The sequence below is a fragment of the Pullulanibacillus pueri genome, from assembly GCF_014639255.1.
Taxonomy (GTDB): domain Bacteria; phylum Bacillota; class Bacilli; order Bacillales; family Sporolactobacillaceae; genus Pullulanibacillus; species Pullulanibacillus pueri.
In genome coordinates this window covers 192,303-217,395 of sequence record NZ_BMFV01000002.1, presented here as the reverse complement: position 1 = coordinate 217,395, position 25,093 = coordinate 192,303, and the positions used below count along the sequence as shown (strand labels likewise).

General features: G+C 41.9%; 24 protein-coding genes and 1 riboswitch. Of the genes, 19 read left to right on the top strand and 5 right to left on the bottom strand.

Going from position 1 to position 25,093, the window contains the following annotated elements; translation table 11 throughout:
• Nucleotides 1-634 precede the first annotated feature (634 nt).
• Nucleotides 635-1,045 carry a MerR family transcriptional regulator gene (locus IEV91_RS02820; protein ID WP_188495880.1) on the bottom strand — a complete coding sequence of 137 codons (411 nt, stop codon included), beginning with the start codon at nucleotides 1,043-1,045 and terminating at the stop codon, nucleotides 635-637.
• Between the two features lie 286 nt (nucleotides 1,046-1,331).
• Between IEV91_RS02820 and IEV91_RS02815 the strand changes: the two genes are divergently transcribed.
• Nucleotides 1,332-2,372 carry an NAD(P)-dependent alcohol dehydrogenase gene (locus tag IEV91_RS02815; protein WP_188495878.1) on the top strand — a complete coding sequence of 347 codons (1,041 nt, stop codon included), beginning with the start codon at nucleotides 1,332-1,334 and terminating at the stop codon, nucleotides 2,370-2,372.
• A 342-nt stretch (nucleotides 2,373-2,714) separates the two neighbouring features.
• On the top strand, nucleotides 2,715-3,992 hold the full coding sequence (gene ectB, locus IEV91_RS02810; protein WP_188495876.1) for a diaminobutyrate--2-oxoglutarate transaminase: 1,278 nt from the start codon (nucleotides 2,715-2,717) through the stop codon (nucleotides 3,990-3,992).
• A gap of 345 nt (nucleotides 3,993-4,337) precedes the next feature.
• Here the strand turns inward: ectB and IEV91_RS02805 are convergent, their stop codons facing one another.
• From IEV91_RS02805 to IEV91_RS02800, 3 genes are all read right to left on the bottom strand, one after another.
• Nucleotides 4,338-4,892, bottom strand: coding sequence for an HAD family hydrolase (locus tag IEV91_RS02805; protein ID WP_229745371.1), 555 nt, complete (start codon nucleotides 4,890-4,892; stop codon nucleotides 4,338-4,340).
• A complete protein-coding gene (locus tag IEV91_RS21595) occupies nucleotides 4,870-5,136 on the bottom strand; it encodes an HAD family hydrolase (RefSeq protein WP_229745370.1) in 267 nt (88 codons plus the stop codon). Before IEV91_RS21595 ends, IEV91_RS02805 begins: the two co-directional genes overlap by 23 nt.
• Nucleotides 5,137-5,274: 138 nt before the next feature.
• Complete coding sequence (locus IEV91_RS02800) at nucleotides 5,275-6,516, bottom strand: DHH family phosphoesterase (RefSeq protein ID WP_188495873.1); 1,242 nt, start codon at nucleotides 6,514-6,516, stop codon at nucleotides 5,275-5,277.
• Nucleotides 6,517-6,679: 163 nt separating this feature from the next.
• Here IEV91_RS02800 and IEV91_RS02795 point away from each other — a divergent pair, with 163 nt between their 5' ends.
• The 8 genes from IEV91_RS02795 (at nucleotide 6,680) to IEV91_RS02760 (ending at nucleotide 14,374) form a co-directional block, all read left to right on the top strand.
• A complete protein-coding gene (locus tag IEV91_RS02795; RefSeq protein WP_188495871.1) occupies nucleotides 6,680-7,471 on the top strand; it encodes a DUF2935 domain-containing protein in 792 nt (263 codons plus the stop codon).
• 632 nt (nucleotides 7,472-8,103) lie between these two features.
• Nucleotides 8,104-8,433, top strand: a complete 330-nt coding sequence (locus tag IEV91_RS02790; RefSeq protein ID WP_188495869.1) for a nucleotidyltransferase domain-containing protein — start codon at nucleotides 8,104-8,106, stop codon at nucleotides 8,431-8,433.
• Nucleotides 8,411-8,818, top strand: a complete 408-nt coding sequence (locus IEV91_RS02785; RefSeq protein WP_188495867.1) for a nucleotidyltransferase substrate binding protein — start codon at nucleotides 8,411-8,413, stop codon at nucleotides 8,816-8,818. Before IEV91_RS02790 ends, IEV91_RS02785 begins: the two co-directional genes overlap by 23 nt.
• A gap of 72 nt (nucleotides 8,819-8,890) precedes the next feature.
• A riboswitch (FMN riboswitch) is annotated at nucleotides 8,891-9,039 on the top strand.
• 148 nt (nucleotides 9,040-9,187) lie between these two features.
• Nucleotides 9,188-10,267: a bifunctional diaminohydroxyphosphoribosylaminopyrimidine deaminase/5-amino-6-(5-phosphoribosylamino)uracil reductase RibD gene (gene ribD / locus IEV91_RS02780; RefSeq protein WP_188495922.1), complete on the top strand. Its 1,080-nt coding sequence runs from the start codon at nucleotides 9,188-9,190 to the stop codon at nucleotides 10,265-10,267.
• Nucleotides 10,267-10,917 carry a riboflavin synthase gene (ribE, locus tag IEV91_RS02775; RefSeq protein ID WP_188495865.1) on the top strand — a complete coding sequence of 217 codons (651 nt, stop codon included), beginning with the start codon at nucleotides 10,267-10,269 and terminating at the stop codon, nucleotides 10,915-10,917. The genes ribD and ribE overlap by 1 nt, the downstream gene beginning before the upstream one ends.
• Nucleotides 10,918-10,930: 13 nt before the next feature.
• Nucleotides 10,931-12,124, top strand: a complete 1,194-nt coding sequence (locus IEV91_RS02770) for a bifunctional 3,4-dihydroxy-2-butanone-4-phosphate synthase/GTP cyclohydrolase II (protein ID WP_188495862.1) — start codon at nucleotides 10,931-10,933, stop codon at nucleotides 12,122-12,124.
• A gap of 20 nt (nucleotides 12,125-12,144) precedes the next feature.
• Complete coding sequence (gene ribH / locus IEV91_RS02765; protein WP_188495860.1) at nucleotides 12,145-12,609, top strand: 6,7-dimethyl-8-ribityllumazine synthase; 465 nt, start codon at nucleotides 12,145-12,147, stop codon at nucleotides 12,607-12,609.
• A gap of 367 nt (nucleotides 12,610-12,976) precedes the next feature.
• A complete protein-coding gene (locus IEV91_RS02760) occupies nucleotides 12,977-14,374 on the top strand; it encodes a sulfatase family protein (RefSeq protein ID WP_188495858.1) in 1,398 nt (465 codons plus the stop codon).
• Nucleotides 14,375-14,967: 593 nt separating this feature from the next.
• Here IEV91_RS02760 and IEV91_RS02755 read toward each other — a convergent pair.
• A complete protein-coding gene (locus tag IEV91_RS02755; RefSeq protein ID WP_188495856.1) occupies nucleotides 14,968-15,816 on the bottom strand; it encodes a phytanoyl-CoA dioxygenase family protein in 849 nt (282 codons plus the stop codon).
• Nucleotides 15,817-15,948: 132 nt separating this feature from the next.
• Between IEV91_RS02755 and IEV91_RS02750 the strand changes: the two genes are divergently transcribed.
• From IEV91_RS02750 to IEV91_RS02710, 9 genes are all read left to right on the top strand, one after another.
• A complete protein-coding gene (locus IEV91_RS02750) occupies nucleotides 15,949-16,839 on the top strand; it encodes a helix-turn-helix transcriptional regulator (RefSeq protein WP_188495854.1) in 891 nt (296 codons plus the stop codon).
• Nucleotides 16,840-17,050: 211 nt separating this feature from the next.
• Nucleotides 17,051-18,994: an ABC transporter substrate-binding protein gene (locus tag IEV91_RS02745; protein ID WP_204871240.1), complete on the top strand. Its 1,944-nt coding sequence runs from the start codon at nucleotides 17,051-17,053 to the stop codon at nucleotides 18,992-18,994.
• 110 nt (nucleotides 18,995-19,104) lie between these two features.
• Complete coding sequence (locus tag IEV91_RS02740) at nucleotides 19,105-20,103, top strand: ABC transporter permease (RefSeq protein ID WP_188495852.1); 999 nt, start codon at nucleotides 19,105-19,107, stop codon at nucleotides 20,101-20,103.
• On the top strand, nucleotides 20,100-21,248 hold the full coding sequence (locus IEV91_RS02735) for an ABC transporter permease (protein WP_188495849.1): 1,149 nt from the start codon (nucleotides 20,100-20,102) through the stop codon (nucleotides 21,246-21,248). Before IEV91_RS02740 ends, IEV91_RS02735 begins: the two co-directional genes overlap by 4 nt.
• A gap of 20 nt (nucleotides 21,249-21,268) precedes the next feature.
• Entirely contained in the window at nucleotides 21,269-22,291 is a 1,023-nt protein-coding gene (locus IEV91_RS02730; RefSeq protein ID WP_308419998.1) for an ABC transporter ATP-binding protein, read from the top strand.
• The gene (locus IEV91_RS02725) at nucleotides 22,292-23,311 is read left to right on the top strand and encodes an ABC transporter ATP-binding protein (protein ID WP_188495847.1); all 1,020 of its coding nucleotides are present in this window, start codon (nucleotides 22,292-22,294) and stop codon (nucleotides 23,309-23,311) included.
• Nucleotides 23,308-23,712, top strand: a complete 405-nt coding sequence (locus IEV91_RS02720) for a hypothetical protein (RefSeq protein ID WP_188495845.1) — start codon at nucleotides 23,308-23,310, stop codon at nucleotides 23,710-23,712. Before IEV91_RS02725 ends, IEV91_RS02720 begins: the two co-directional genes overlap by 4 nt.
• The gene (locus tag IEV91_RS02715) at nucleotides 23,702-24,148 is read left to right on the top strand and encodes a hypothetical protein (RefSeq protein ID WP_188495842.1); all 447 of its coding nucleotides are present in this window, start codon (nucleotides 23,702-23,704) and stop codon (nucleotides 24,146-24,148) included. The genes IEV91_RS02720 and IEV91_RS02715 overlap by 11 nt, the downstream gene beginning before the upstream one ends.
• Nucleotides 24,149-24,192: 44 nt before the next feature.
• A complete protein-coding gene (locus IEV91_RS02710) occupies nucleotides 24,193-25,020 on the top strand; it encodes a sugar phosphate isomerase/epimerase family protein (RefSeq protein ID WP_188495840.1) in 828 nt (275 codons plus the stop codon).
• The last annotated feature ends 73 nt before the right edge of the window (nucleotides 25,021-25,093 follow it).

The window sequence follows — 25,093 nt, the reverse complement described above, 5'->3', positions numbered from 1 at the left end:
CACTTATTCATGGAATTTCAAAAAGCATTTTTGAATGAATGTTTATGTGATAAGGCAATGCCGAGCGGTATGTGGAGTAATCCAACAGCCGTGTATCGACTTATAGGCTCCCACTTGTGGGGAGTACTAGGATATGAAATTCTACTTGTCAAAAAGTAAATTTATATTTCGTATAACACGCTGGGGGACCTGAAATTGCAGGTTCAAGATATAGTCAGTGCCATGAACGAAAGCATGGAATAGCACGTCCCACCGTCTCCACCATACATAATTATGGTGGTTTTTTATTTTGCTTAAATAAAGAATATTATTGAATTTCCTGTCTATTAAACATTATAAATAAAATTATATAATTGGAAAAACTGCTCTTCAAAATATAACTTCCTTTTTAAAAGATGCTCGTTATACTTTCTTTTTGTGTCTGCTAATGCCTACAAGTTCGTCTTCTTTTCGCAAGCTGCAAGTGAAAAAGAGAAACCTACGCTCCACTTGTTCAACCCTGGCGGCATAAATTATGAGGTTAATACTAAAATCATATTGTTTAAATAAAAAATCCCCCGAAAATTTTATTCCAGCAATCATAATAGAAAAAACCACCTGATTTTCACACGTATGAAAAACAGGTGGTGTTCTGTTATTGAGTCATAGAAATTTTATTGCTTTTGTGAATCTCTTCGGTTCCCGCTTCTAATGCCGTCTTGTAGTATAAGCATTTATGCTCAATGACAGCCATCGTTTTCTTTAATTCTTCCATCTGTGCTTCGACATCCGCTTTGCGTTCCATAAACATATCATATCTTTGTTGTAACGTATCATCGCCATCAGAGCACCAATCGATGAAAGTCTTAATTCCTTTAATTGGCATCCCCGTGGATTTCAGACATTCAATAATTTTTAGAGCGTCAATATCAGATTCCTTAAATAATCGAGTGCCGTTGGGATTTCGTTCAACAAAAGGCAGAAGCCCTTCCTTATCGTAATAACGCAAAGTATACACGGTCAGATTCAGCTTCTTTGCTACTTCGCTGATCGAATAAGTCTTCATTCGCTATCTCCTTCTCTTTTAAAACTAGACTTCGAGTTAGCTCTATGATTTGAAAGGATTTTAACATGGAATTTTTTTTATGTCAAAAGAACAGATATAGAAGTGCCGGTTTAAACATAGATTTCTTTAGAAGGAATTGAAACGAACCTCTTGACCTAGAGTGGACTATAGGGATTAACATTGTATTGTAAGAGAAATAGAGGGAGGAAAAATGCTGAAAAGGTGTTAAACCTAGGCCTCTCTAAATACTCTCAACAAATGATACAGACATACAGGAGGTTGTTTTATGATTACTGCTAAAGCCAGAGCTGTGGATGGCCCACACCAATCGTTTCATGCTACTGAAATTAAAAGACGGGATCTTGATACCCATGATGTTCTCATAGAGATTAAATACGCAGGTATTTGTCATTCTGATATTCACACGGCCCATGGTGAGTGGGGGGAGGTCAACTACCCTCTCGTTCCAGGTCACGAGATTGCCGGCATTGTCACAGCAGTAGGAGACCAGGTTCAAAAGTATAAGGTCGGTGACCGGGTCGGGGTTGGATGCATGGTGGATTCCTGCGGAGAATGTGAGAACTGTCATAAAGGAGAAGAACAATATTGTCTTGAAGGCAATATCCCGACCTATGCAGGGGTCGATAAATATGGGGAACCTACCCAAGGGGGCTATTCTACTCATATTGTTGTCACTGAGGATTTCGTGTTGAGCATTCCAGATAACATTGCGCTTGACGTTGCGGCCCCATTACTTTGCGCCGGGATTACAACCTATTCACCACTCAATCATTGGGGGGCTGGCCCTGGAAAGAAAGTCGCTGTAGTGGGGATGGGCGGTCTTGGCCATATGGCTGTTCAGATTGCCCATGCCATGGGGGCGGAAGTGACAGTTCTATCACAAACATTGAATAAAAAAGAAGATGGATTGCACTTTGGCGCGGATCACTATTATGCCACAAGCGACCCAAAAACTTTTGAAAAGCTTGCTGGATCCTTTGATTTCATTCTTAATACGGTCAGTGCAAAACTCAACATGGATGCTTATTTCTCGCTCCTAAACCTTGACGGTGCACTTGTTAACGTTGGTGCTCCCGGAGAACCGTTGTCACTTAATGTGTTCTCTCTCATTGGCCACCGCCGGTCGTTTGCAGGTTCATTAATAGGAGGCATTCGTGAAACTCAGGAAATGTTGGATTTCTGTTCCCAACATGATATTGCGCCTAAAATTGAAGTGATTTCAGCCGATCAAATTGATGAAGCCTACGAGCGTGTTTTAGCTTCCGATGTGAAGTATCGATTCGTTATTGACATCAGTACAATGTGAGTGTCGCTCATATCATTTAAAACGATATGTTCCAATTAGCGTTCATTTGTCATTTGTAAGTGAAAAATACGCTATTCCATCTCAGAGGATCAAAAGATAATAGGTCTCCTATTTAAGAGACTCTGCTACACTTTCAGTCACTTAACATTTGAAGATATTGCCTTTTTTGAAAGCGACATGTCCCACTTTGTTGTTGGCTTTTAGATCTTATCGAACAAGGGTGGCCTTCTTCGCCCTTGTTCCAATTTCTTCTTATAGAACAATAGCCTCACTCCTTTGTTTTAAATGACGTTGTTGACGAGATGTGTATGTATAGATCATAAAACTTAAGAGGTGGAAGAGATGGCGACAACCAAACAATATACAATGGAAACCTTTAGCCAATTAGAATCAGAAGTGAGGAGCTATAGTCGGAGCTTTCCGGCTGTATTTGAAAGAGCTAAGGGCTATTCTATATGGGATTCGATGGGAAAAGAGTATATTGACTTTTTCTCTGGTGCGGGAGCACTTAACTATGGGCATAATAATGAAAAAATGAAACAATCGCTTATTGATTACATTCAAAAAGATGGTATCTTGCATAGTTTGGACATGGGGACGGTCGCTCGAGGAGAATTTTTGGAAAAGTTCAACGATATTATACTAAGACCAAGACATTTAGAGTACAAAGTCATGTTTCCAGGGCCAACAGGAACGAACGCAGTTGAAAGCGCATTAAAAATTGCGCGCAAGGTCAGTGGAAGAACAAATGTTATAAGCTTCAGTCATGCCTTTCACGGAATGACGATTGGCGCTCTTTCTCTTTCTGGCAACGCATTAAAAAGAAAAGGCGCAGGTATTCCTCTAAGCAATGTAACAATCATGCCTTATGATAATTATGTCAACGGACAAAATACGATTGATTATTTGAAAAGGTTTCTTCTGGATAATGGCAGTGGTGTGGATTTCCCTGCTGCGATTATTTTAGAAACGGTTCAAGGGGAAGGGGGACTAAACGTTGCCAGTGCTTCCTGGTTAAAAGCGATTGAAGAGCTATGTCGGGAGAATGGAATTCTATTAATTGTTGACGATATTCAGGGAGGCTGTGGGCGAACGGGGACCTTTTTCAGTTTCGAGCCGGCAGAGATTCAACCTGATATTGTTTGCCTATCAAAATCCATTGGAGGTATTGGGTTACCTATGGCCCTGACATTAATAAAGCCGGAATATGACCAATGGTTACCTGGGGAGCATAACGGGACGTTCAGGGGGAACAACCTTGCGTTTGTTGCTGCAACAGAGGCTTTAGACTATTGGGTAGATGATTGCTTTAGCTTTGAAATCCAGGAAAAGGCTGAAATGATCAAGCAGGAATTAACGAGAATAATTGAAACGTATCCGCTTTTAGATGGGGAATTAAGAGGGAGAGGCCTCATGCAAGGCATTGCTTGTAAAAGGGAGGGCATTGCAAAAACGATAACCAAAGCCGCCTTTGACCAAGGGTTAATCATTGAGACGTCAGGACCTCATGATGAAGTCATTAAGTTACTACCTCCGCTTATCATTGATCAAGACGGTATACAGAAGGGGATGGCTATTCTCGAGAAAAGCATCCAAGCTGTTTTGCGAAATGGAATGTAAAAAGTGAGAGAGAAGAGGCCCTTATGGTAAAGAGAGGGATGTTCGTTTAGATATAGATAGAAAGTCTATATTTTCTGCAGAATGTTCATTTCTATGATGAGACGATGGACTGAAGCGCTTGGGCTAATATCCCTACAAAGGATGTTGGCCCTTTTTTTAAAGAATAAGAGCCGTCGAAGCACTAAAAAAATCGGTAGAAAAATTTTATTTTCTCTGATTAGGACTTGGTAAAAGGCAAGTTTTTCTTATTTGGGAGGTGACTTTAAGCACCAGCTCTTTTATCACGCTTAATGGAAGTAGATTTGAAATTTGATAAAAAAGTGGGACAAGGTTCCTGTCCCTTTGTTAAATTACAGAGGATTCGTAGGAGTTACAAAGATAATGTTCTATAAACTCAGCAAGTCCATCATCTTCATGATGCCCTGTTACAAAATCGGCGGCAGCTTTAACATCGGTGCTTGCATTGCCCATTGCGACACCTGTCCCCACATGGCGAAGCATGTCAATATCATTGGGACCGTCTCCGATCGCCACAACGTCGTTGGGACTTATTCGATAAGCGTTGAGCAAGCTTTTGATAGCGGACCATTTGGAGACACCAGGTGCAACGATCTCAAATCCATTGTTCCAATCGATGACTGTTGCTTCCTCTCTGAACAATGAGGAGAGTTCTGGACATGGTGTACCTGTTTGAACACTATATTTTAGAACCTCTTGATAATCGGCTTGTCTTAAGTCGCCAATATGGCGTGGTGGAATGTGCCCGACCTTCGTCCAACCGTCGATTTCTTCATTTGTTTCTTTGCAGTAAAGTCCATTTTCTGTATGAATAATCACATTATATGGGCCGTCAGCAGTCAGGTTGTGGAAACGTTCTTCATTGACTTGAACGGTTTTCATTTGCATCGCTCTTCCGGGTTATAGCATCGTGAATGACTGCCCCATTTAAACAGATCATCGGTGTGCATAATCCAATGTCTTTATGGTAGGGAGCGGTGACGTCATAGTGTCGCCCCGTAGCGAGAAAAACCTTGACACCTTGATTAATCAGTCTATAGATGGCTTCCCTATTCCGGTGAGAGATCTTATTCGAGGCGTTGAGTAATGTACCATCCATATCAATAAATATCGCACGTACTTTCATGTTATTGCCTCCTTCTTTGTGAGTAAGGCAATCATAGCATCTGAATATTAAAGCTAAGTAAAGGCAGTGTGCAGATTAAATGAAGTTTATTGAGTCCAATCATTTAAGCCCCAGTCCTTGCAGGCTGAGGCTTGATGATTAACGTTCTTCTTTTAAGACTTTCTCCATAATGGTCTCAAGATTTGCCTTTAATTCATCCGTCGTCATAGGGATGACTTTTGAGAAGTGGCGAATGTAATCGGTATCGTACCGTATCCATGAAGCATAATGGCGTTTAATATAATACTCGGCTTTTTCGTAGGATTCGAAGGTTTTATCAAGTCTTTTGCCATTATGAATGACTTCACAGTGATCATCGTGTAATGGTCGAATATAGGTGGTTTCTCCTTTTCGGTTTTCATAGCAAGTCCCGTATGAGGCATACTTGACGTTAATATCATTGTGCTCTGGATCAGGCTTGATAGGTGAAAAAGGAAAGACATCGACAACAAGTTTTTCAAATAACTCTGGGCTGAGGTCACAACCTGAAGCCTTGGGATGACCGCCACCACCAAAACGAGCAGCGAGGGCTGCGACATCGACAGTATCATGGATCGTCCTAAAGCCGACTTTCTTTCGGGCCATGTTCAACATGATGATCATATCAAGATGTGGATTGAGTTTGTGCAAAGCATTCCCTAATTCAGAAAGGTACTGCTCTGCGTGAATAATTCCCACACAATAATCATCAAAAAAAGTTTGGATAATTTGTTTGTTTTTTGAATGGATGTAACGGTCAATTTTTTGATCTTCAATATCGAGAAGAAATTCTTCCGTATCACTTAAGGAAAAAGCATCTGGATGATCTTGAAGTCTTTTGAGCATTTCCTCCTCAAAGTGTTTGCGATTAAATATGTAAAATAAATCATTTAACCGTTTCGCTGCGTTGTTATGGTTCTCTTCCCATTCCCAAGTATCATATTGGCGAATTAAATCAACAAATTCTTCAAGGGCTCTACTCTCCTCCAAATGATGATGCTCTATTAAATAGTCGTAAAATAAAGAAGTGGCACAGGTCTTTTTTCCATTTTCGTCTTCCGGTTTAACTAAGCCCCAATCATATTTATTAAAATGCATGGCTGTGACATGATGGTCAATGACCTGTATAGGCTGCCCCGCATTAAAGCGTTTCTCAAGCTTCTTCTCGACAGAGCTATTCACCGCAAGATCGGTAATATAAAGTTCAGTGTCATCAAATTCAGGATCTTCAATGACTTGTTCTACTCGCTGATTTAAGACATGGTATGAACAGTAAGCAACATCGGCATCATCTCCAAAGGCAAGTTTGGCGATGACGCCACAGCCTAAACCATCAAGATCTATATCCGTAAAAAGTTTCATGTGATTATGATTTCCCTCCATCTCAATTGAGTTCGGTCCCTAGATTATTTTAGGCTAGGGTTGAAATCTTATGCAAACGCTAGCGAGTCCCTATGTCCCATTGGCATACTTTCCATTATTCTAAGATATGATCTTATTAGCCTATAAAAAGGGAGAGGACCTCATGAGCTTTACAACGGCAGCGACGTTTGAACACGGCTTTTGGCTCCAAGTATTAGGGGATCATGCGCGTTTTATTCATGATACGTTGGGGCCACAGCACCAAAATGAAATTGAGCAGGCCACGTATTTTATCCAAGGCTTTGACTATCTTTTAGAAAGGGTTGCAGATTCAGATCTTATTGAGCTGAGCAAAAAGGCGGAGGAGGAAGGACTAAAACTCCGTGAATTCAAGCTTCATATCATTCGAGAGCAATTGGTGGGGAAGATTCAAATCGGGCTCAGTCCATCCTTCATAAGTCATATGGTCAACGAATTGGAGGAATATCTACGCGTTCTCGCCTATTTAAAAAAAGGGGAGGTTCCTCCGATTTTTCATGAACTTCATCACCATTCTTTATGGCTTTTGGATGCCGCCGGACACGCGGGAGCGATTTCCGCTAATATGGACCGTATTGAGAAGAAAATAAAAAAGAAAAGTGATGCGTTTACAAAGGACTTTGAAGCATTTTATCTCAAAGCAGTGGAAATGACAGGATTTCTAAGGACGAGATTATCGCACTTCCCTGCGCTAGAGAGATTCACAGATGATGTTTCCTTAGAGATGCAGCTATTTATGAATTTCTTGAATGAGATTGAAGAGTTGGAACTTAGTCACCAGGCACTTGGAACTTTTGCCCCGCTGATGGCAGACCATATGATGCGCGAAGAGTGCTACTACCTTACAAAAATAGCCGAATCAACAAGTTCTGAAAAACCAAATTGTGATCCTACTAAACCGAGAATAAAAGAATAATGTTCATTCTATCGGCTACGGCCGATATTTTTTGTTCAAGGATCTAATAAAACTGGAAGCATTTCATCTCTCCTATGTTTTTTATATGATCATAATTTATAAGTTGAACACTTATGGGCGTCCTTTTTTGTTGAATAAATTCATTTGGATCTTGATGGATTCAGGGTGTTGAGCTCCACTCCAGATTGCTCGCTTTCCTCATGCCCACACGATGTGGGTAGGGTTCGACGCACCATCGGGGTCCCCGAAAAGTGTTCTTTACTTTTTGGGGTGGTTGAGGTGCTAGCTTCGGCGGTGTCACACGGACGTGACGGTCTTAGCCGAAGTTCCTTAATGACGTGACGTTTTTAGCCGATCGTCCTTAGTGGCCTCAGCTAACTTGGGAATAATATAGTGGGGGTCCCAAGTGGATCTTCGGACACGTGCTGTTCCCGCAGGACTCTAGTTTAGGCATCCGTGAGTCAGCGGCGCTGAGGAACACACTTTATATAAGTGTTCTGAATCTCGCAATCATCCGTTCCAATCAACTGGATTGCTGACGCTGTTTTTGGTAGTGTTTCTCCTATTAGATTTTTAAGTGATTTGCTGATAAGATTATACTCATATAGAAGATGGAGCGAGGTGGTGATGTTATGTGTGATGAATGGCAAGCGACAGGCATTACCGTACGGTTTGTTAATGAACTAAAGGCGTATTGCGCTCGGGATGGTCGAATTAAAAAAGTCATACTGTTTGGCTCCAGAGCTCGGGGAGACTATCAAAGGTCCTCTGATATTGATCTTGCCTTGGAAACAGCAGCGCTCACACATACAGAGGCTAATCTTATTGAAGATGCCATTCATGAGATGTCGACACCACTAAAAATTGATGTTGTTTTTTTAGAACGATTAACAAAGCAAAAATTAATCGATAACATACATAAAGATGGAGTGGTGATGTATGAACAAGGAAAGGATTTATGAGAGGTTCATTGAGTTAAAACGTGCAAGTGAAAGGCTTAACGAAGCAACAAAAATTCACCTTGTTCATGATATTGTGTATGATGGTGTCATTCAAAGATTTGAATTCACTTTTGAACTGTGTTGGAAAACAATAAAACTCTTTTTGGAATTTAAGGGCATTAGTGAAATAAGAAGTCCCAGAGATGCTATTCGTGAAGCTTTTGCCTATGGTTTGATCGATGATGGTGAGCGATGGATTGATATGTTGACGGATAGGAATAAAACATCTCATATTTATGATGAAGCCGATGCTAGACTCATTTATGAGAGGATAAAGACGAGTTATAGCCCCGATTTACAGGCACTTGTTGATAGACTTGATGTCGCCATCCAGGAGTTTAAGTAAATAGTGAGTTAAAGATTTTTTATTTGCCTTTTGCATTTTTTAAAGTATAATGATCATTAAATAATTGAATAAGAATTCCTTCGGGGTCGGGTGAAATTCCCAACCGGCGGTGATGAAGCAGTGCTTCTAAGTCCGTGACCCGGTTAATACTTTTGTGTTAAACGGTGGATCTGGTGTAACTCCAGAGCCGACAGTTAAAGTCTGGATGGGAGAAGGAGAGTAGCAATGAGGTAAAAGTAGGGGGATGTGTCCCTTTATTTCACCTTTTATTTTGTTGCATTTGAATTTAGCGAGTAAAGACCCAGGAGTGATGACTTCTGGGTCTTATTTTTGTTTGGAGGAGGGGAAAACGTGTCTGACCTACAATTTATGGAGCTCGCCTTGACTCTTGCAAAAGAAACGGTCGGGCAAACGTCGCCTAATCCCGTGGTTGGAGCTGTTTTAGTCAAGAATAATCAAGTGATTGGCCTAGGCGCTCATTTAAAAGCGGGTGAACCGCACGCAGAGGTGCACGCTATTCGTATGGCGGGTGAAAAGGCCAAAGGCGCGACGCTTTATGTCACTCTAGAGCCTTGTCATCACTTTGGAAGAACACCGCCTTGTTGCGATTTAATCATTCAGTCTGGCATCCAAAAGGTTTATGTTGCTACCCAAGATCCCAATGCCCTTGTATCGGGGAAAGGGATTGAAAAGATGAAGCAGGCAGGGATCGACGTCGAGGTCGGTCTTCTAGAAGAGGAAGCGCGCAAACTCAATCAAGTGTTTTTCCACTTTATCCAAACAGGTCTTCCTTATGTCACGCTAAAAGCGGCTGTAAGTCTAGATGGGAAAACCGCTACCTATACGGGGGAAAGCCAATGGATCACGAGTCGGGCTTCTAGACAGGATGTTCATCATTTTCGTCACACCCATGATGCTATTTTAGTAGGCGTCAATACGGTGATCAAAGATGATCCTCGCTTGACAGTGAGAGTAAGTGACGAGGTCAAACCGGCTGTTAGAGTAATTTTAGATACCTCACTCCGAACACCGCTTGGGGCTAAAATCATTCAAGATCATGAAGCGCCGACATGGATTGTGGTCGGTTCAGAGGTGACAAGTGAATGGATCCGCCATTTTACTGATCTCGGAATAAAGATTATCCAAATGAACAGTAAACACATTCCTATACAAGACATGCTCAGTCACCTTGGCGAGCTAGGCATAACCTCACTTTTTGTTGAGGGTGGCGCTGAAGTACTCGGCAGCTTTCTTAAGGAACGTCACTTTCAGAGGGTGATCACTTATATTGCCCCGAAACTGATTGGCGGGAGTGGGGCGCCGACGTCATTTGCTGGAGACGGAATCGCCAATATAGATGAGGCCCTTTCATTGGAAATAGAAGAGGTATGCCAAATAGGTCCAGATATACGCATTGTATCTATTCCTAAATGGGGAGGTGAAATCTAATGTTTACAGGGATTATTGAGGAAATCGGCCGTGTTTCTGACATTTCGCAAAAGGCCGAGGCGTTTGTGTTAACCATTGAGGCACATAACATGCTAGAGGATATTAAACGAGGCGAAAGTATAGCGGTGAATGGGGTGTGTTTAACTGTCACCTCCTTTTCTACATATACTTTTACCGCAGATGTTATGCATGAAACGCTTCGTGCGACAAGCTTGCAATCTCTTCAAAGGGGTTCAAGGGTCAATCTTGAAAAGGCGATGGGAGCGAAGGGGAGATTTGGTGGTCATTTTGTCACGGGTCATGTCGATGGCATCGGCAAAATCAAAAGTAAAAAACAACGTGGAAATGCCTGTGATTATAAGATCCAGACAAACCCGGAACTATTAAAGACGATGATCGTTAAAGGATCGGTCGCTGTTGATGGCACCAGTCTCACGCTTTTTGATATTGACGAGGAGACGTTTACCCTTTCTTTAATCCCGCATACCATGGCGATGTCTGTTTTAGGAGAAAAAGGTGTGAATGATGTCGTGAATATCGAATCCGATATGATGGGCAAATATATTTATCATTTTCTAGTAGATCAAGAGTCATCCAAAAAGTCTTCACAGATGACCAAGTCGTTTTTAAAACAAAACGGCTTCGCATAAGGAGGGATGCGTCATGTTTGACCCAATAGAGGAAGCATTAGAAGACCTTAAACAAGGGCATATCGTTATCGTATGTGATGATGAAACAAGAGAAAATGAAGGGGATTTCGTCGTGCTTGCGGAAAAGGCGACCCCTGAGACAATCAACTTTATGACTCAGTATGGAAGAGGACTTGTCTGTGTCCCGATAGAAGAGGATCTAGCCGCCCGTCTTGAATTACATCCTATGGTTGCTTGGAATAGTGATCGTAATCACACTGCTTTTACAGTAAGCATAGATCACGAATCCACCGAGACGGGTATCTCAGCTTATGAGCGCTCGGCGACGATTCTCAATATGTTAAAACCTGAAGAGAGCGCGCGAGGCTTCAAACGTCCAGGACATATTTTCCCTCTGATCGCTAAAAATGGAGGGGTTCTAGAAAGAGAGGGACATACAGAAGCTGCTGTGGATTTAGCGAAGTTATGCGAAGCCAAGCCTGCAGGCGTCATCTGTGAAATTATGAATGAGGATGGGACCATGGCGCGGGTACCTGAACTTCGGAGGATCGCGAATCAGTTTGGCTTGAAAATGATCACGATAAAGGACTTAATTCAATACCGGCAACAAAAAGAGCGGCTCATATCCAGAGAGGTGGACATCCAACTTCCAACAGAGTTTGGTAATTTTAAAGCGATTGGCTATTCACACTTTGAAAAGGGTAAAGAGCCCATGGCTTTAGTCAAAGGGACTGTTGATACTGGTGAGCCTGTCCTTGTGAGACTTCATTCAGAGTGTCTTACTGGAGATGTTTTTGGTTCCTATCGCTGTGATTGTGGTCCGCAATTACACGCGGCCCTAAGAGAGATTGATAGAGAGGGCAAAGGGGTTTTAGTGTACCTGCGCCAAGAGGGACGGGGCATCGGTTTATTAAATAAATTGAAGGCCTATAAACTGCAAGAAGCGGGTTTGGATACGGTTCAAGCCAATCAACATTTAGGCTTTGCTGACGATCTTCGTGATTATAAAATCGGGGCCGAGATTCTTAAAGATCTCGGCGTAAGTAGAGTCAAGCTTTTAACCAATAATCCGCGAAAGATTGAGGGACTTCAACAGTATGGTGTGGAAGTGACAGAGCGTGCCCCCTTACAAATGGAGGCAAGAGAGGAAAACGAGAAGTATCTCAAGACAAAGGAACAAAAATTAGGTCATCTTTTTCATTATTAATAACGGTAGGAGGAGCTGTCATGGGACAACTTTATGAAGGACATTTAATAGGAAATGATTTAAAAATAGGAATTGTGGTGGGACGTTTCAACGAATTTATTACAAGTAAACTATTAAGTGGGGCTCAGGATGCTTTAAGAAGACACGGTGTTTCTGAAGAAAATATTGATGTGGCTTGGGTTCCTGGGGCTTTTGAAATCCCCTTGATTGCTCAAAAGTTGGCAGAAAGTCATAACTATGATGCTGTGATCACATTAGGGACTGTGATCAGAGGCTCAACCTCTCATTATGATGTTGTCTGTAATGAAGCTGCTAAAGGTGTTTCGTCAGTGTCTTTAAGTACAGGTGTCCCAGTGATCTTTGGGATTTTGACTACTGATTCTATTGAGCAAGCGATTGAAAGAGCCGGCACTAAAGCGGGAAATAAAGGTTGGGATGCTGCGGTGACAGCCATTGAAATGGCTAATTTGTGCACTGTGATGTAGCCGTAATTTTACTTTTCTATTAAGGGAGTGCCCCCTGTTCTGATTAACCCAAGGCAGCCGTTTTAACCTCTGCTTTGGGTTTTTTTGCTCTTGTTTCGTGTGCGATCTGGAAGTTGAAGCTGTCATTTGTTAGTGAGATGCTTCTTTCGAGAGTCAGCGGTCCCTAATGTGCACACGCACCGCTCTTTTGTTAGTTCTGCTCCTGTTTCGTCGTGGGGCTCTCTTTTGTTAGTGTGGCAGTTTTTTTATGAAAAACAATGTGAACGGCGGAATACACCATGTTTTTGTCTGAAATGACTATGATTTAAAATTTGAAAATATTTAAACTAGTTGTTATAGACAGAAAAGGATTAGAGGATGAGGCCTTTTGAAAATTATCTTAATCTCACTGGACACCTTAAGAGCGAATCACCTAGGGAGTTATGGATACCCATTACAAACAAGTCCCTATCTTGATGACATTGCAAAACAGGGTGTTTTGTTTGAAAATGCGTTTGCTTCTGATATTCCGACGGAAGTCGCCCATACAAGTTTATTCACAGGAAAAGTAGGGCTCTCGACAGGGGTGGTTTCTCATGGATCGACGCACTCCTATTTGCCTAAAAGTGTTGAATGGTTGCCTGATCTTCTAAGACGCAAGGGTCTGGTCACAGCCGCGGTCGATAATTTATATCATTTAAAAGAATGGTTTGCGAGAGGTTATCGTTACTATATCAATACGAAAGGAGAGAAACGCTGGATTGATGGGCAAACGATTAACGCTTATGCAAAACCTTGGTTAACGGCTCATAAAGAGGATGACTTTTTCTTGTTCTTGCACTACTGGGATCCTCATACGCCTTATCTACCACCGAAGAACTATATTCCTGAATTCTATTTGAAAAAAATAGATCCTTATGATGCAAACAATAAAAGTATGGACGAAGCGCTTCACCACCGCGCCTATCCCTTTTTTAAACAGCATCATTATGATTTACTCGGAGGCATTACAGATAAGGATTACATGAATGCCCTTTATGATGCAGAGATCAGATATTTAGATGATCTCCTTAAAGACTTAGATGACCACTTAGATACTTTAGGCATTAAAGAAGAAACACTACTTATTTTGTTTGGTGATCATGGTGAAAGTTTAACAGAGCATGATATTTATTGGGATCATTGTGGGCTCTATGATACTACTGTTCATGTGCCTTTGTTGATGCGCTGGCCTGAGGAAATAGCGCCCGGCAAAAGGGTGAAGGCTCTGGTTCAACATGCTGATCTTATGCCGACGATTCTGGAGGCGGTAGGGGAGGCTAATATAGAGGGGCTTGACGGCAAAAGCTTATGGCCAGTCGTTGAAGGGAAAACCCAGCAGCTTCACTCAGAAATCTATCTTAGTGAATGCGCATGGCAAGCGAGTCGAGGGCTTCGAACACCAAACTATAAGTATATTAGAACTCTGGATTCTGGGCCATTTGTCCGTCCGTACCACGAGTTATATGACCTTAGAGAGGATCCTAGTGAGGAACACAATTTAGCTGAGGTATTGCCAGAAGTGACTCAGGATTTTGAAAAACAATTGGAGCACTGGGTCGAGAAGAAAATAAAGGGCCGTGAAGATCCGATGTTAAAAGTGCTTAAGGAAGAAGGTCTTCCATTTAAAAGGCGTATTGAGCAGATATTGAAACAATACAATCTGACATGGCAAGACTGGAGTGAAAATCCTGACCCTGCAAGATTAGATGAAAAAGGAGTGGCGACTAAAGTAAAGCCACGCTAGTAAAGTGAGTAATACCTAGGGATGGGTAAGTTAGTTTTTTAAAGGATGAGAAAATATAAAATTCTGGTCATCGGGATTGACTATTTGTTTTCCAAGTGGATCTCCGGACGTGCGCTGTTCCCGCCGGAGTCTCGCGTCTTCCGCTCCAATTCACTTGGTGCTAACGGTGCCTTTTGGTATTAAAAACTTTTTCAGTGCTTTAATAAGGACCGGACTTTGCACGTTTTTTCTTAAAGAATAAGAAAGTCGTCGAAGCACTAAAGAGATCGGTAGAAAAATTTGTCTTCTTTTGATAAGGACTTGGCGGAAGCCAAGTTTTTCGCAAAGGGTCCTTTAGCCTATCCTTTGGTTTTGTATCGTGTTAAAAAAGAAAGCTTAAGGGGGATCTGTGCTAATGTAACGTAGGAAATTTAAGTTTTGAAGGATAGAGAGTCCCTTTATTGTAAGCGCTTACCAATAGAGAGTGAGAGACTCTATTGTTCTCCAGAGATCACCCTATAAAAAAGCTTATAGTGATGGTCTTATAGTCCTTTGGAAATTGAAAGATTAAAGGAAGATTGCTTACAATCTCCCCTTAATCTTTTAAACAATAGCTATAAAGAAATTTGATGGGCTTGATTTTTAGAATAGACAACCGGGAAATTGGCCCCTGTAAGAATTTCACCGGGCTTCACATCAATGAAGGGTTCCATAGGATGATTACCAGTTGGAACGTAGCGCGTGTGCCCAGGCATAAAGTGAACAGCGATCGCACGGCGTTTTCTATCTGTTGGGTTATTACGGCTTCCATGCCATGTCAAGCAATGGTGGTAGCCGACGTGTCCCTTCTTGATTTCGAAAGGAACAGGCTCAATGTTCGCGCCTTCTGGTAAGAGCTCAGGCTTTTCGTGAACCGGTTTATAATCACTAGAACTTGAAATATATTTATCATGATTCCCCCATTTATGGCTGCCGGGAACCATCCACATAGCGCCATTATCAATAGTGGCGTCGTCGAGAGCAACCCACGCACTCACTAGATCTGCAGGTTCAATAATCGGCCACGCCGGATGATCTTGGTGCCAAGAACCAGGGCCACCGGTAACAGGGGGTTTATATTGAATTTGGTCATGCCAAATCCGCAACGTGTCGGTTCGACATAATTGAGCGACTTCTTCACAGATTTTTGCATTACGAGCATGTTGTAAAAAGGCATCGCTAGCCATCCAGATATTGACGATCTGTACCACCGTTTCATTTTGTTTCATTTCCATACCCATACCCATGCTTTGATCGCTGCCATCAAGCATATTGCGATTTAAGACGGGTTTTTTCACTGATTTGCCCGACATCACTAGATCCAATTCTTCACGAAGACGATCCACTTGTTCGTCACTCATTACACGACCGCCTTTGATAAAACCATTTTCGTCAAACTGTTCAATTTGTTTTTCAGTTAGCATCGTGTCAGCCTCCTTATTTTTATAAGTTAAGGATAAAGGAGAGGAGGGGTAAAGTCGTTAGAACTTTCCAAACAATAGTTGCACTTTTTACAGAAGTATTGTTCAATCATCCCATTTTGGTGGTGGCAAAAAATGACTCAAACCACTGTCCGTATCGGTCCTTTGTTCAACCTTCATCCGACAGTCAATTTTGCTAATCAAATGGTGACATTCCCCGGACAAGAATGGGGACCAAGAACGATTCCCGATTGCCAATTGCTTTATGTTATTTCTGGTAAAGCTGAACTGTATCTAGGGTCACAGCAATTCCATCTATCATCGGGTGACACAATATTTTACGGCCCGAATAGTCCTCATCACCTTATCTCTTCAAGATTAGATCCAATGACTTTTGCCAGTGTCCATTATAGTTGGGACCAATCCTCTATAGACCCTATTCATCCTGATTATGGCATTCGCTATCATGGCGCTTGGACATTAGATCAACCACCTGAAAACTATAGTATTGAGGTTAATGGATATGGCGAGCTTATTTTTCCCCACTACATTACATCGTCAGCAGTAGAGGACTTGTTTTTACAAATTGTTCGCGAATATCGTTCTGAAGGACCGGGATATCCATTAGTACTTAGAGGATTACTCATCCAGTTACTTACAGCGATTTTACGCCAACAGATTAAGGGGCAGCATTCTCCCATTGCCTTAAAGAAAATTGCTCCAGCTTTAGAAGCGATACGTAATGAGGAAAATTTCAATTGGAAGATGGAAGATTTAGCAGCGATATGTGGCTATCACCCTACTTATTTTGCTCAACTCTTTAAAGAGGCCACAGGTCAGTCGCCGAAGCATTATCTTATGCAGGAACGGATCCGTAAGGCTAAATTTCTTCTCCTTGAAGAGAGTGGTGTGAATGAGGTAGCGATTAACCTGGGGTATTCCAGCCCCCATTATTTTTGTCGTAACTTCAAAGAAATTACAGGACTGACTCCAACTGAATTCAAGCGAAGAAGTGCTGAATTGTAAAAACCATCTAAGAGAACGAGGTTTTAAATAAATTTATTCATTCAACTGGTATAGGGTATAGTGGCAATGTTTTTTAGCGCTAGACTATTAAAATAAAAAACTTAATAGGCATAATCCTAGACATTTCACAGTATTTTATTGTGAATGCGCATACATTTTTAATAATTAAGTAAATTTTTAATATTAAATTTGTGAGAAGGAGGACCGTTTTATGCGGATGAGGAAGAACATGTTGCTGATTTTGACCTTGATCATTATAGTTTCTCTTTCATTGGCTGGGTGTGGTTATAGTACTAAATCAAATGCTAGTGCTGGAAATTCCTATCCCAATCAAAAGGTACACAAGGCACAAACAAGTATCACCAATGGTGAGGTTTCGGAAATTAAGAAATATTACCAGAGTCCAATGCTAGAGAACAAGGATTTACCTTCAGTTGAAAAAAGATTGCCCAAGGTGCCTAAGTTAACCAATGAAATGCCTGAGGATGAACTTGACTACCATATTGGTAGGTATGGGGGCACAATGAATACCGTGACATCGGTGGTTGATTGGGACGCTGATGTGTTTGTTATGAATAATGAGCCTTTAATTAATACACCGGGGATTATCGGTGAAAAATTCACCGGCAATGTACTGGAGGGCTATGAAGAAAGTCCGGATCATAAGACATTCACGTTTCATCTCAGAGACGGATTGAAATGGTCTGATGGTTACCCTGTCACCATGAAGGATTTTGAATTTGCCATTAATGATGTCATTTTTAACAATGAACTGACTGCGTCATTTCCGGCATGGTTACGGTCTGGAAATGATCCTCAAGGCAAGCCGATGACATTTAAAGTGGTGGACCCTTTAACTTTTAAAATAGCCTTCGACAAGCCCTACCCTGGTTTTCTGATTCAATTATCTGTTAAAGGGTGGCGTGGGTATAACGACCTTCTGAAGCCGTATCATTACTTAAAGAAATATCATAAAAAGTATGCAGATCAAGAGCAATTGAAAGCTGAGATGAAAAAGGCCGGTGTCACGGACTGGGTACAGCTCTTTAATAAAAAAGATATTATCAACACCGAGCTGACACATCGTGACGCACAAGGATTTCCAGTCTTAAATCCGTGGATGGTCTCAAAAAGCACCGATACGTACACGGAATATACGCGCAATCCTTATTACTTTAAAGTCGACGCTGCTGGGAATCAGTTGCCTTATATTGATAAAATCCATAGCACCTATGTTCAAGATATGGAAATGGTCAACTTGGACATGGTTTCAGGAAAAGCTGATTTTGCACGTGAATCTGCTGCCTTATCGAAAATGGCGATGTACAAGAAAGGGTCCAAAAACTCAAATTTCAAGGTAATTTTAGCAAAAATGCACCTTGTCCCCACGACCTTTTATCTTAATTTGACCTACAAGGATCCGGTATGGAGAAAGGTTGCAGGAAATGAAAAATTTAGGAAGGCATTAAGCCTCGCCATTCCTCGGCAAGAAATTATTGACACGGTATATTATGGACTTGCTGATCCATCAACTTTAATTAAATCAGATTATGATCCTAAAGAAGCCAACAAGCTTTTAGATGAAATGGGCATGAAAAAAGGTAAGGATGGCATGCGAAGAGCACCAGACGGCTCGAAATTTTCTTTTACCTTTCAAATTCAGCCAGCTTCACCTGACTTTGTCCCTATGACAGAAATTATTGTTCAAGAATGGCGGAATTTAGGTATCGATGTCACGATGAAACAGATTGATGGGGCGTTATGGAGTCAGCGTAATGCGGCCAACAGTCTTCAATGTTCGATGATGTGGATCGATGTCAACCGTTGGTATGAAGGCAGCTGGGGGCAAGATAAATTTGGCGTCCTATGGAATAAATGGGATACGACAGATGGTAAGGAAGGTGAGAAACCGCCTAAGGATGTCCAGCATCTTTACGATTTAGTAAATAAGCTTTATCAAGTGCCACCTGAAGAGGCACGCACGGAGGTATACCAGCAAATTAAGGATGAGGTAAACAAACACAATTGGTTTTTTAGTCCCATTGAGAATGTCCAGCAGCCAGTGATTGTTAACAAAAAGCTCGGCAACGTTACTGGTAAGGGGTATGCCATTGCCCTGAACTTTAGTGGTGAACAACTCTACTACAAAAAATAGAGAGGGACATGAGGCTTAGACCTAAGGATGATACTAGCCTGATAGGTTAAAAGCAATCTATGTCTTCGGGGGTTGAATATAAAGAACGCATTTTGAAGGAGGGAAAGGGCATGTTGAATTATATTGGTCATCGGTTACTTCAATTGATACCGCTGCTTATTGCTATCTCCATCATTATTTTTGTGATCATCCAATTACCACCTGGGAACTACTTAACAACTTACATTCAACAATTGGAATTGTCGGGTACGGCAGTCAATCAGAGTGAAGTTTTGAATTTACAACACCAATATGGGTTGGATCAGCCAGTCTATGTGCAGTATTTTATTTGGATGAAAAATATTTTGTTTCATTGGGACTTTGGGAACTCCTTCCAATGGCAAGAGCCAGTGACTAAGGTGATAGGAGATCGCATTGGTCTAACGATGCTCATCGCCATCTTTTCGCTAATCTTTACATGGGTGATTGCGATTCCCATTGGTATCTATTCGGCTGTTCGGCAGTATTCCATCTTTGACTATATTTTCACCTTTATCGGATATATCGGTTTGGCGGTGCCAAATTTCCTCATTGCTTTGGTCATTGTCTTCTATGTTTTCGATCATACGGGTCTGGCGATTTCGGGTTTATTTGCTCCTGAATATGTCGGACAGCCATGGAGCTGGGGGAAAATAGTAAGTATGCTGGAACGGATATGGGTTCCTGTTGTGATTGTTGGAACAGCAGGGACGGCGGGGTTGATTCGGACGACGCGAGCAATGCTTTTAGATGAGCTCGGTAAGCAATATGTGATTACCGCCCGGGCAAAGGGTGTCGCTGAAAAGAAACTCTTATTTAAATACCCTATTCGTTTAGCGATAAATCCCTTGGTTAGTACCATTGGCTGGACATTGCCCGCATTGATTTCGGGATCGGCGATTGTTGAGATTGTCCTTAATTTGCCAACAACGGGTCCGGTCCTGCTGAACGCGCTCATGAACCAGGATATGTATTTAGCGGGGAGTTTTCTACTCATTTTAAGTGTACTCACTGTTATCGGAACACTGATCTCGGATATTCTTCTTGCCTGGATTGATCCTCGCATTAGATTTGGAGGGATGGAAGAATGAGTACTGGAATAGAGACAAACAATCAGCCCCCTGTTACACCCAAAAGTGTAAAAAAGCAAAAAGAGGGCTATGAGGTTGCATCGCAGTGGAAACTGACGTGGTGGAATTTCAAAAAAAATAAAATGGCACTTGTAGCTGCGGTACTCTTTATTGTTCTCATCATAATGGCTATTTTTTGTAGCTTTTGGAGTCCACATCTTCCAAATGAAAGATTTAAGACCTATAAGGATGCACCGCCTGCCAATGTCCACTTTTCTGATGAGAACGGTATAAGTCGTCCCTTTGTTTATGATTTGCAGCTGAAGGTCAACAAGGAAACCTTTAGAAGGACGTATGTTGAGGATAAATCTAAAAAATACTATCTGCATTTCTTTGTTAAAGGGGGATCTTATAAACTGTTGGGGATTATCCCTACTAAGACCCACTTTATCGGCTTAGAAGATTCAACAAAACCCTTTTTCATCATGGGAACAGATGATTTGGGCCGAGACTTATTCACAAGGATTTTATATGGCTCGCGTATTTCACTCTCATTTGCGTTTGTCGGGATCTTTTTCACATTTATTTTTGGGATTATTCTTGGAGGCATCTCGGGATACTTTGGCGGTGTCGCCGATACAATTATTCAGAGATTAATTGATTTATTGCTCAGTTTGCCGACGATTCCCCTCTGGATGGCCTTGGCGGCAGCTTTACCCAGCAGTTGGTCGACATCCCAAACATATTTTGGAATGGTATTGATTCTATCGGTCATCGGCTGGACCGGATTAGCCAGAGTTGTTCGTGGGCAAATGTTAGCGCTTAGGGAAGAAGATTTTACAATGGCTGCAAGATTAGCAGGGGCAAGTAATTCTCGGATAATCTTTAAACACCTTTTACCCTCAATGACGAGCTATATGATTGTCAATCTGACAATTACGATTCCGACGATGATTCTAGGGGAAACCTCACTCAGTTTCCTTGGTCTGGGTTTGCAGGCTCCCGCAATTAGTTGGGGTGTTTTGCTTGAGGATGCTCAGCATTTGGAGAGCATTGCTTTCCATCCATGGTTACTTTGGCCAGTAGCCTTTGTTATTGTCACCGTTTTAATCTTCAACTTTTTAGGAGATGGATTACGGGATGCCGCTGATCCTTATAAATCATAAAAGACAAGGGGGAATCTAAGGTGATATCCGATGAGCAAACCATTTTAGAGGTCAAAGACTTGAAGATCCATTTCAAACTTCATGAAGGACTTTTGAAGGCCGTAGACGGTGTTGATCTCTCTTTAAGAAAAAAAGAGACACTCGGTATTGTCGGTGAAAGCGGGAGTGGAAAAAGCGTGACCACTCAGTCGATCCTGCGCATCATTCCACAAACAGCACATTTAGAAGGGGAGATTATCCTTCGCAGTGAAGAAACGGGAAAGAATATTAATCTAGCAACACTCCCTATGAATGGGAAAGAGATTAGAAAGATTAGAGGCGGGGAAATTTCAATGATATTTCAGGAGCCAATGAAAGCTTTTTCCCCAGTGCATACGATCGGGAACCAAATGATGGAGACAGTGCTGCTCCATCGGACCAAAGATAAAAATGAAGCCAAGGAAATCGTTTTGCAATCGCTTAGAGAAGTGGGCATGTCTAATCCAGAACAGAGATTTGATGAATATCCCCACCAACTTTCTGGTGGTATGAGGCAGCGGGCCATGATTGCGATGGCTTTGGCAAGTAATCCAGCCATCTTAATTGCCGATGAGCCAACAACGGCGCTTGATGTGACATTACAAGCACAGGTTTTGGAGCTTATGAACAATTTGAAAGAAAAAACCGGGACCTCGATTATCTTTATTACGCATGATTTGGGTGTCATCGCGGAAATGTCTGATAATGTGGCGGTCATGTATTTGGGGCAAGTGATGGAGTATACCGATGTGGACACTTTATTTCATGGTGCCAAGCATCCTTATACATTAGCCCTATTGAAATCAATGCCATCTGTGGGCGCAGCAGAAAATAAACGATTGGAGGCCATCGAAGGGAATGTGCCCACACCGATCAACTTGCCCAAAGGTTGTCGATTCTTTTCACGTTGCAAGCTTGCCCAAGACGGGGTTTGTAATGTCCAGGATATTCCGCTTGTTAAGATTGAAGACGGCCACTATGTCAGGTGTGTGCTCGTGGACGAAAAGAATAGGGGGGGAAGATAAATGGGAACTGAAGCGACTCTTTTAGAGGTCAATGCAATGAAAAAATACTTTCCAATTAAAAAAGGGTTTTTAAAGCGAACTGTTGGCTATGTCAAGGCTGTAGATGATGTACATTTAACCATCAATGAAGGAGAAACCTTCGGATTGGTGGGCGAATCTGGCTGTGGAAAATCAACCCTTGGACGTTGTATTTTGCGAGCTATAGAACCCACAGAGGGGTCGATAAAGTTTCGCAATCAAAAAGGAAATGTGGTCGATATTACGGAGTTGAGCCCTAAAGACTTGCGAAACTATCGTAGGGATATGCAACTTATCTTTCAGGATCCCTATTCTTCACTAAATCCAAGGATGACTGTACTCAATATTATTGGAGAACCCTTAATTTGTAACAAAATAGCAAGTGGGAACCAGCTTCGTGAGCGGGTTAAATCTCTCATGGAGGTCGTTGGTCTGAATAGCAAACATCTCGAACGTTACCCTCATGCCTTTAGTGGGGGGCAACGGCAGAGGATCGGAATTGCCAGAGCTTTGGCGACCAATCCGCGCCTGCTCATTTGTGACGAGTCCGTATCGGCGCTTGATGTCTCAATACAGGCACAAATCTTAAATTTACTAGAGGACCTTCAGGAACAGTTCAATCTTAGCTACTTGTTTATCTCCCATGATCTCGGAGTGATTCAACATATTTCTGATAAAATCGGTGTCATGTATGTCGGGAAAATGGTGGAATCGGCAGCGACGGATGACGTCTTCAAGAACCCGAAACATCCCTATACTGAAAGTCTTCTATCAGCCAAACCCGTCCCCGATCCGAGGGTAAAAAAAGAACGCATTGTCCTACAGGGAGAAGTGGCTAATCCAGCAAATCCTCCCTCAGGCTGTTACTTCCATCCGCGTTGTAAATACGCCAAAGACATTTGCAGAAAGAAAGCACCGGCTTTCGAAGAGGTCGCACCGGGTCATTTTGCCGCCTGTCATTTTGCCAAAGACCTTCAGTTAACAGGGGCTGCAGGACAATGACCCTCGCTTTGCTTCTAGTATTGTTTCTTGTTGTCTTGTTCTTGATAATGGTGGGATCGGCATGGTTTGTTAATGTTATCGCGAGGCACTATATTGGGAATAAACATCGTGACTTAGAAGCCATCTTAAATTCAGGTCAAATTCCCAAGCAATGGACGGAAGCTTTTGATAAAAAAATAAAAGCATTGGAAAATAAGGGCGGTAGAGACAACGACATTTCAAGAGTTCGTGTGCAAGCGGAAAAGAAATATGCGCGTCAGTTGGATCATCTTATGAAATACACGAAGACCACGAGACTCGTAGAGGATGAAAAAACGCGAAACCTTTTATTAACACGTTTGAAAACACTTCGTCAACAAAATTTTGAAGAGAAAATAGAAGGGAAAATGAATGAATCCTAATCTCAATTCAAATAAAAAGACCGCGATGTCTACTCTTGTTTCTTATTTATTGGCGGCGATAACGGGTATGATCGGATTTTTGAACTGGTTTATGTTAAGGAACCTCGTTCTTACTTACATGGCGACGAGCTCAATTAAACAAGAAGCGTGGCGAGCCGTTGATAGTTTTACTTTTGTCGTCTTCGGCATCCTCTGGTTATTTGTTGTTATTTTTAGCCAGTACTATTATTTGAAAGGGACGCGTCACAAAAAGCTTATGCACCATTTTTGCCTCATGACGAGCGGGCAGATCTTTCTCTTGGCTGCTTGCCAAATTGTCCCTGCATTATTTGGAATGAGGGCATGGCATATAGATTCAATCCTTGTCTTTTGTGTTGAATGCATCATTGGGGGCGGCTTGATCGGGATAGCTAAACACCGATCTCGACACGCTTAGAGCACAGAATTAAATGACATTTTAAATTGAAAGAGGGATATGTAATGGACCTTGGTGTTGTGACAAGAAGTTTTCCAGAATTGACAAATGAAGAAACCGCAAAAGTGATGGCAGAAAGCGGTCTGAAGTGGACAGAATTATGCTTTTCACAAACCGATTCGAATTATTGGGTGTACAATGGTCGTTCGGATATTTCCGATTTAACCAATGAGAGAAGCAGGGAGATCGTCGATATTTATCGGAACAAGGGGATCACTGTCACATCGATCGGCGTATTTACCAATGTATTAGAGCCTAATGAAGAGGAACTTGAAAAGAATCTCGCCTATTTTGAACGATTAATGGAAATTGCCGCTTATAACAATGTCCCCTTTGTGGCAACTGAATGCGGCTTTATTCCAGGAAAGCGTGGGATCCAACTCGAAACCTATGAATCTGCCTTTGAAAAATTTGTTGACACTTTTAAGTGGTTAGCAAACAGAGCTGAGAAACATAATGTCTATGTTGCTTTGGAGCCTTGTGTCTTGGATATTGTCCCGAGCGCCAAACGGATGGCTGACTTTATAGATCAGGTCGGATCGGATCGCATTCGCGTCTTACTTGATCCAGCTAACTTAATAGCAAATAGCTCAGAGGCAGATATGTTCCATTATTTAGCACCCCATATTGGTTATTTTCATGGCAAGGATCGTAAGGTCAACGATGCTAAAGGAAGGATTGTCGGCGATGGAGACATTGATTGGCCGCAATTTTTAAAGCTGTATCATCAATATACAGAGGATGTGCCGTTCATTTTGGAATACGTCAATCGTGACAATTTTGTAAACGTATGCCATAGAGTCCTGGAGGCTGATAAGAAGATTCAAGTCTAAGAGAGTGGGTTAAAAGAAAAGTGTTTGTAAAAAGGAGCCTCGGATGGCCACTCCGGGGCCTTATATAATGCCC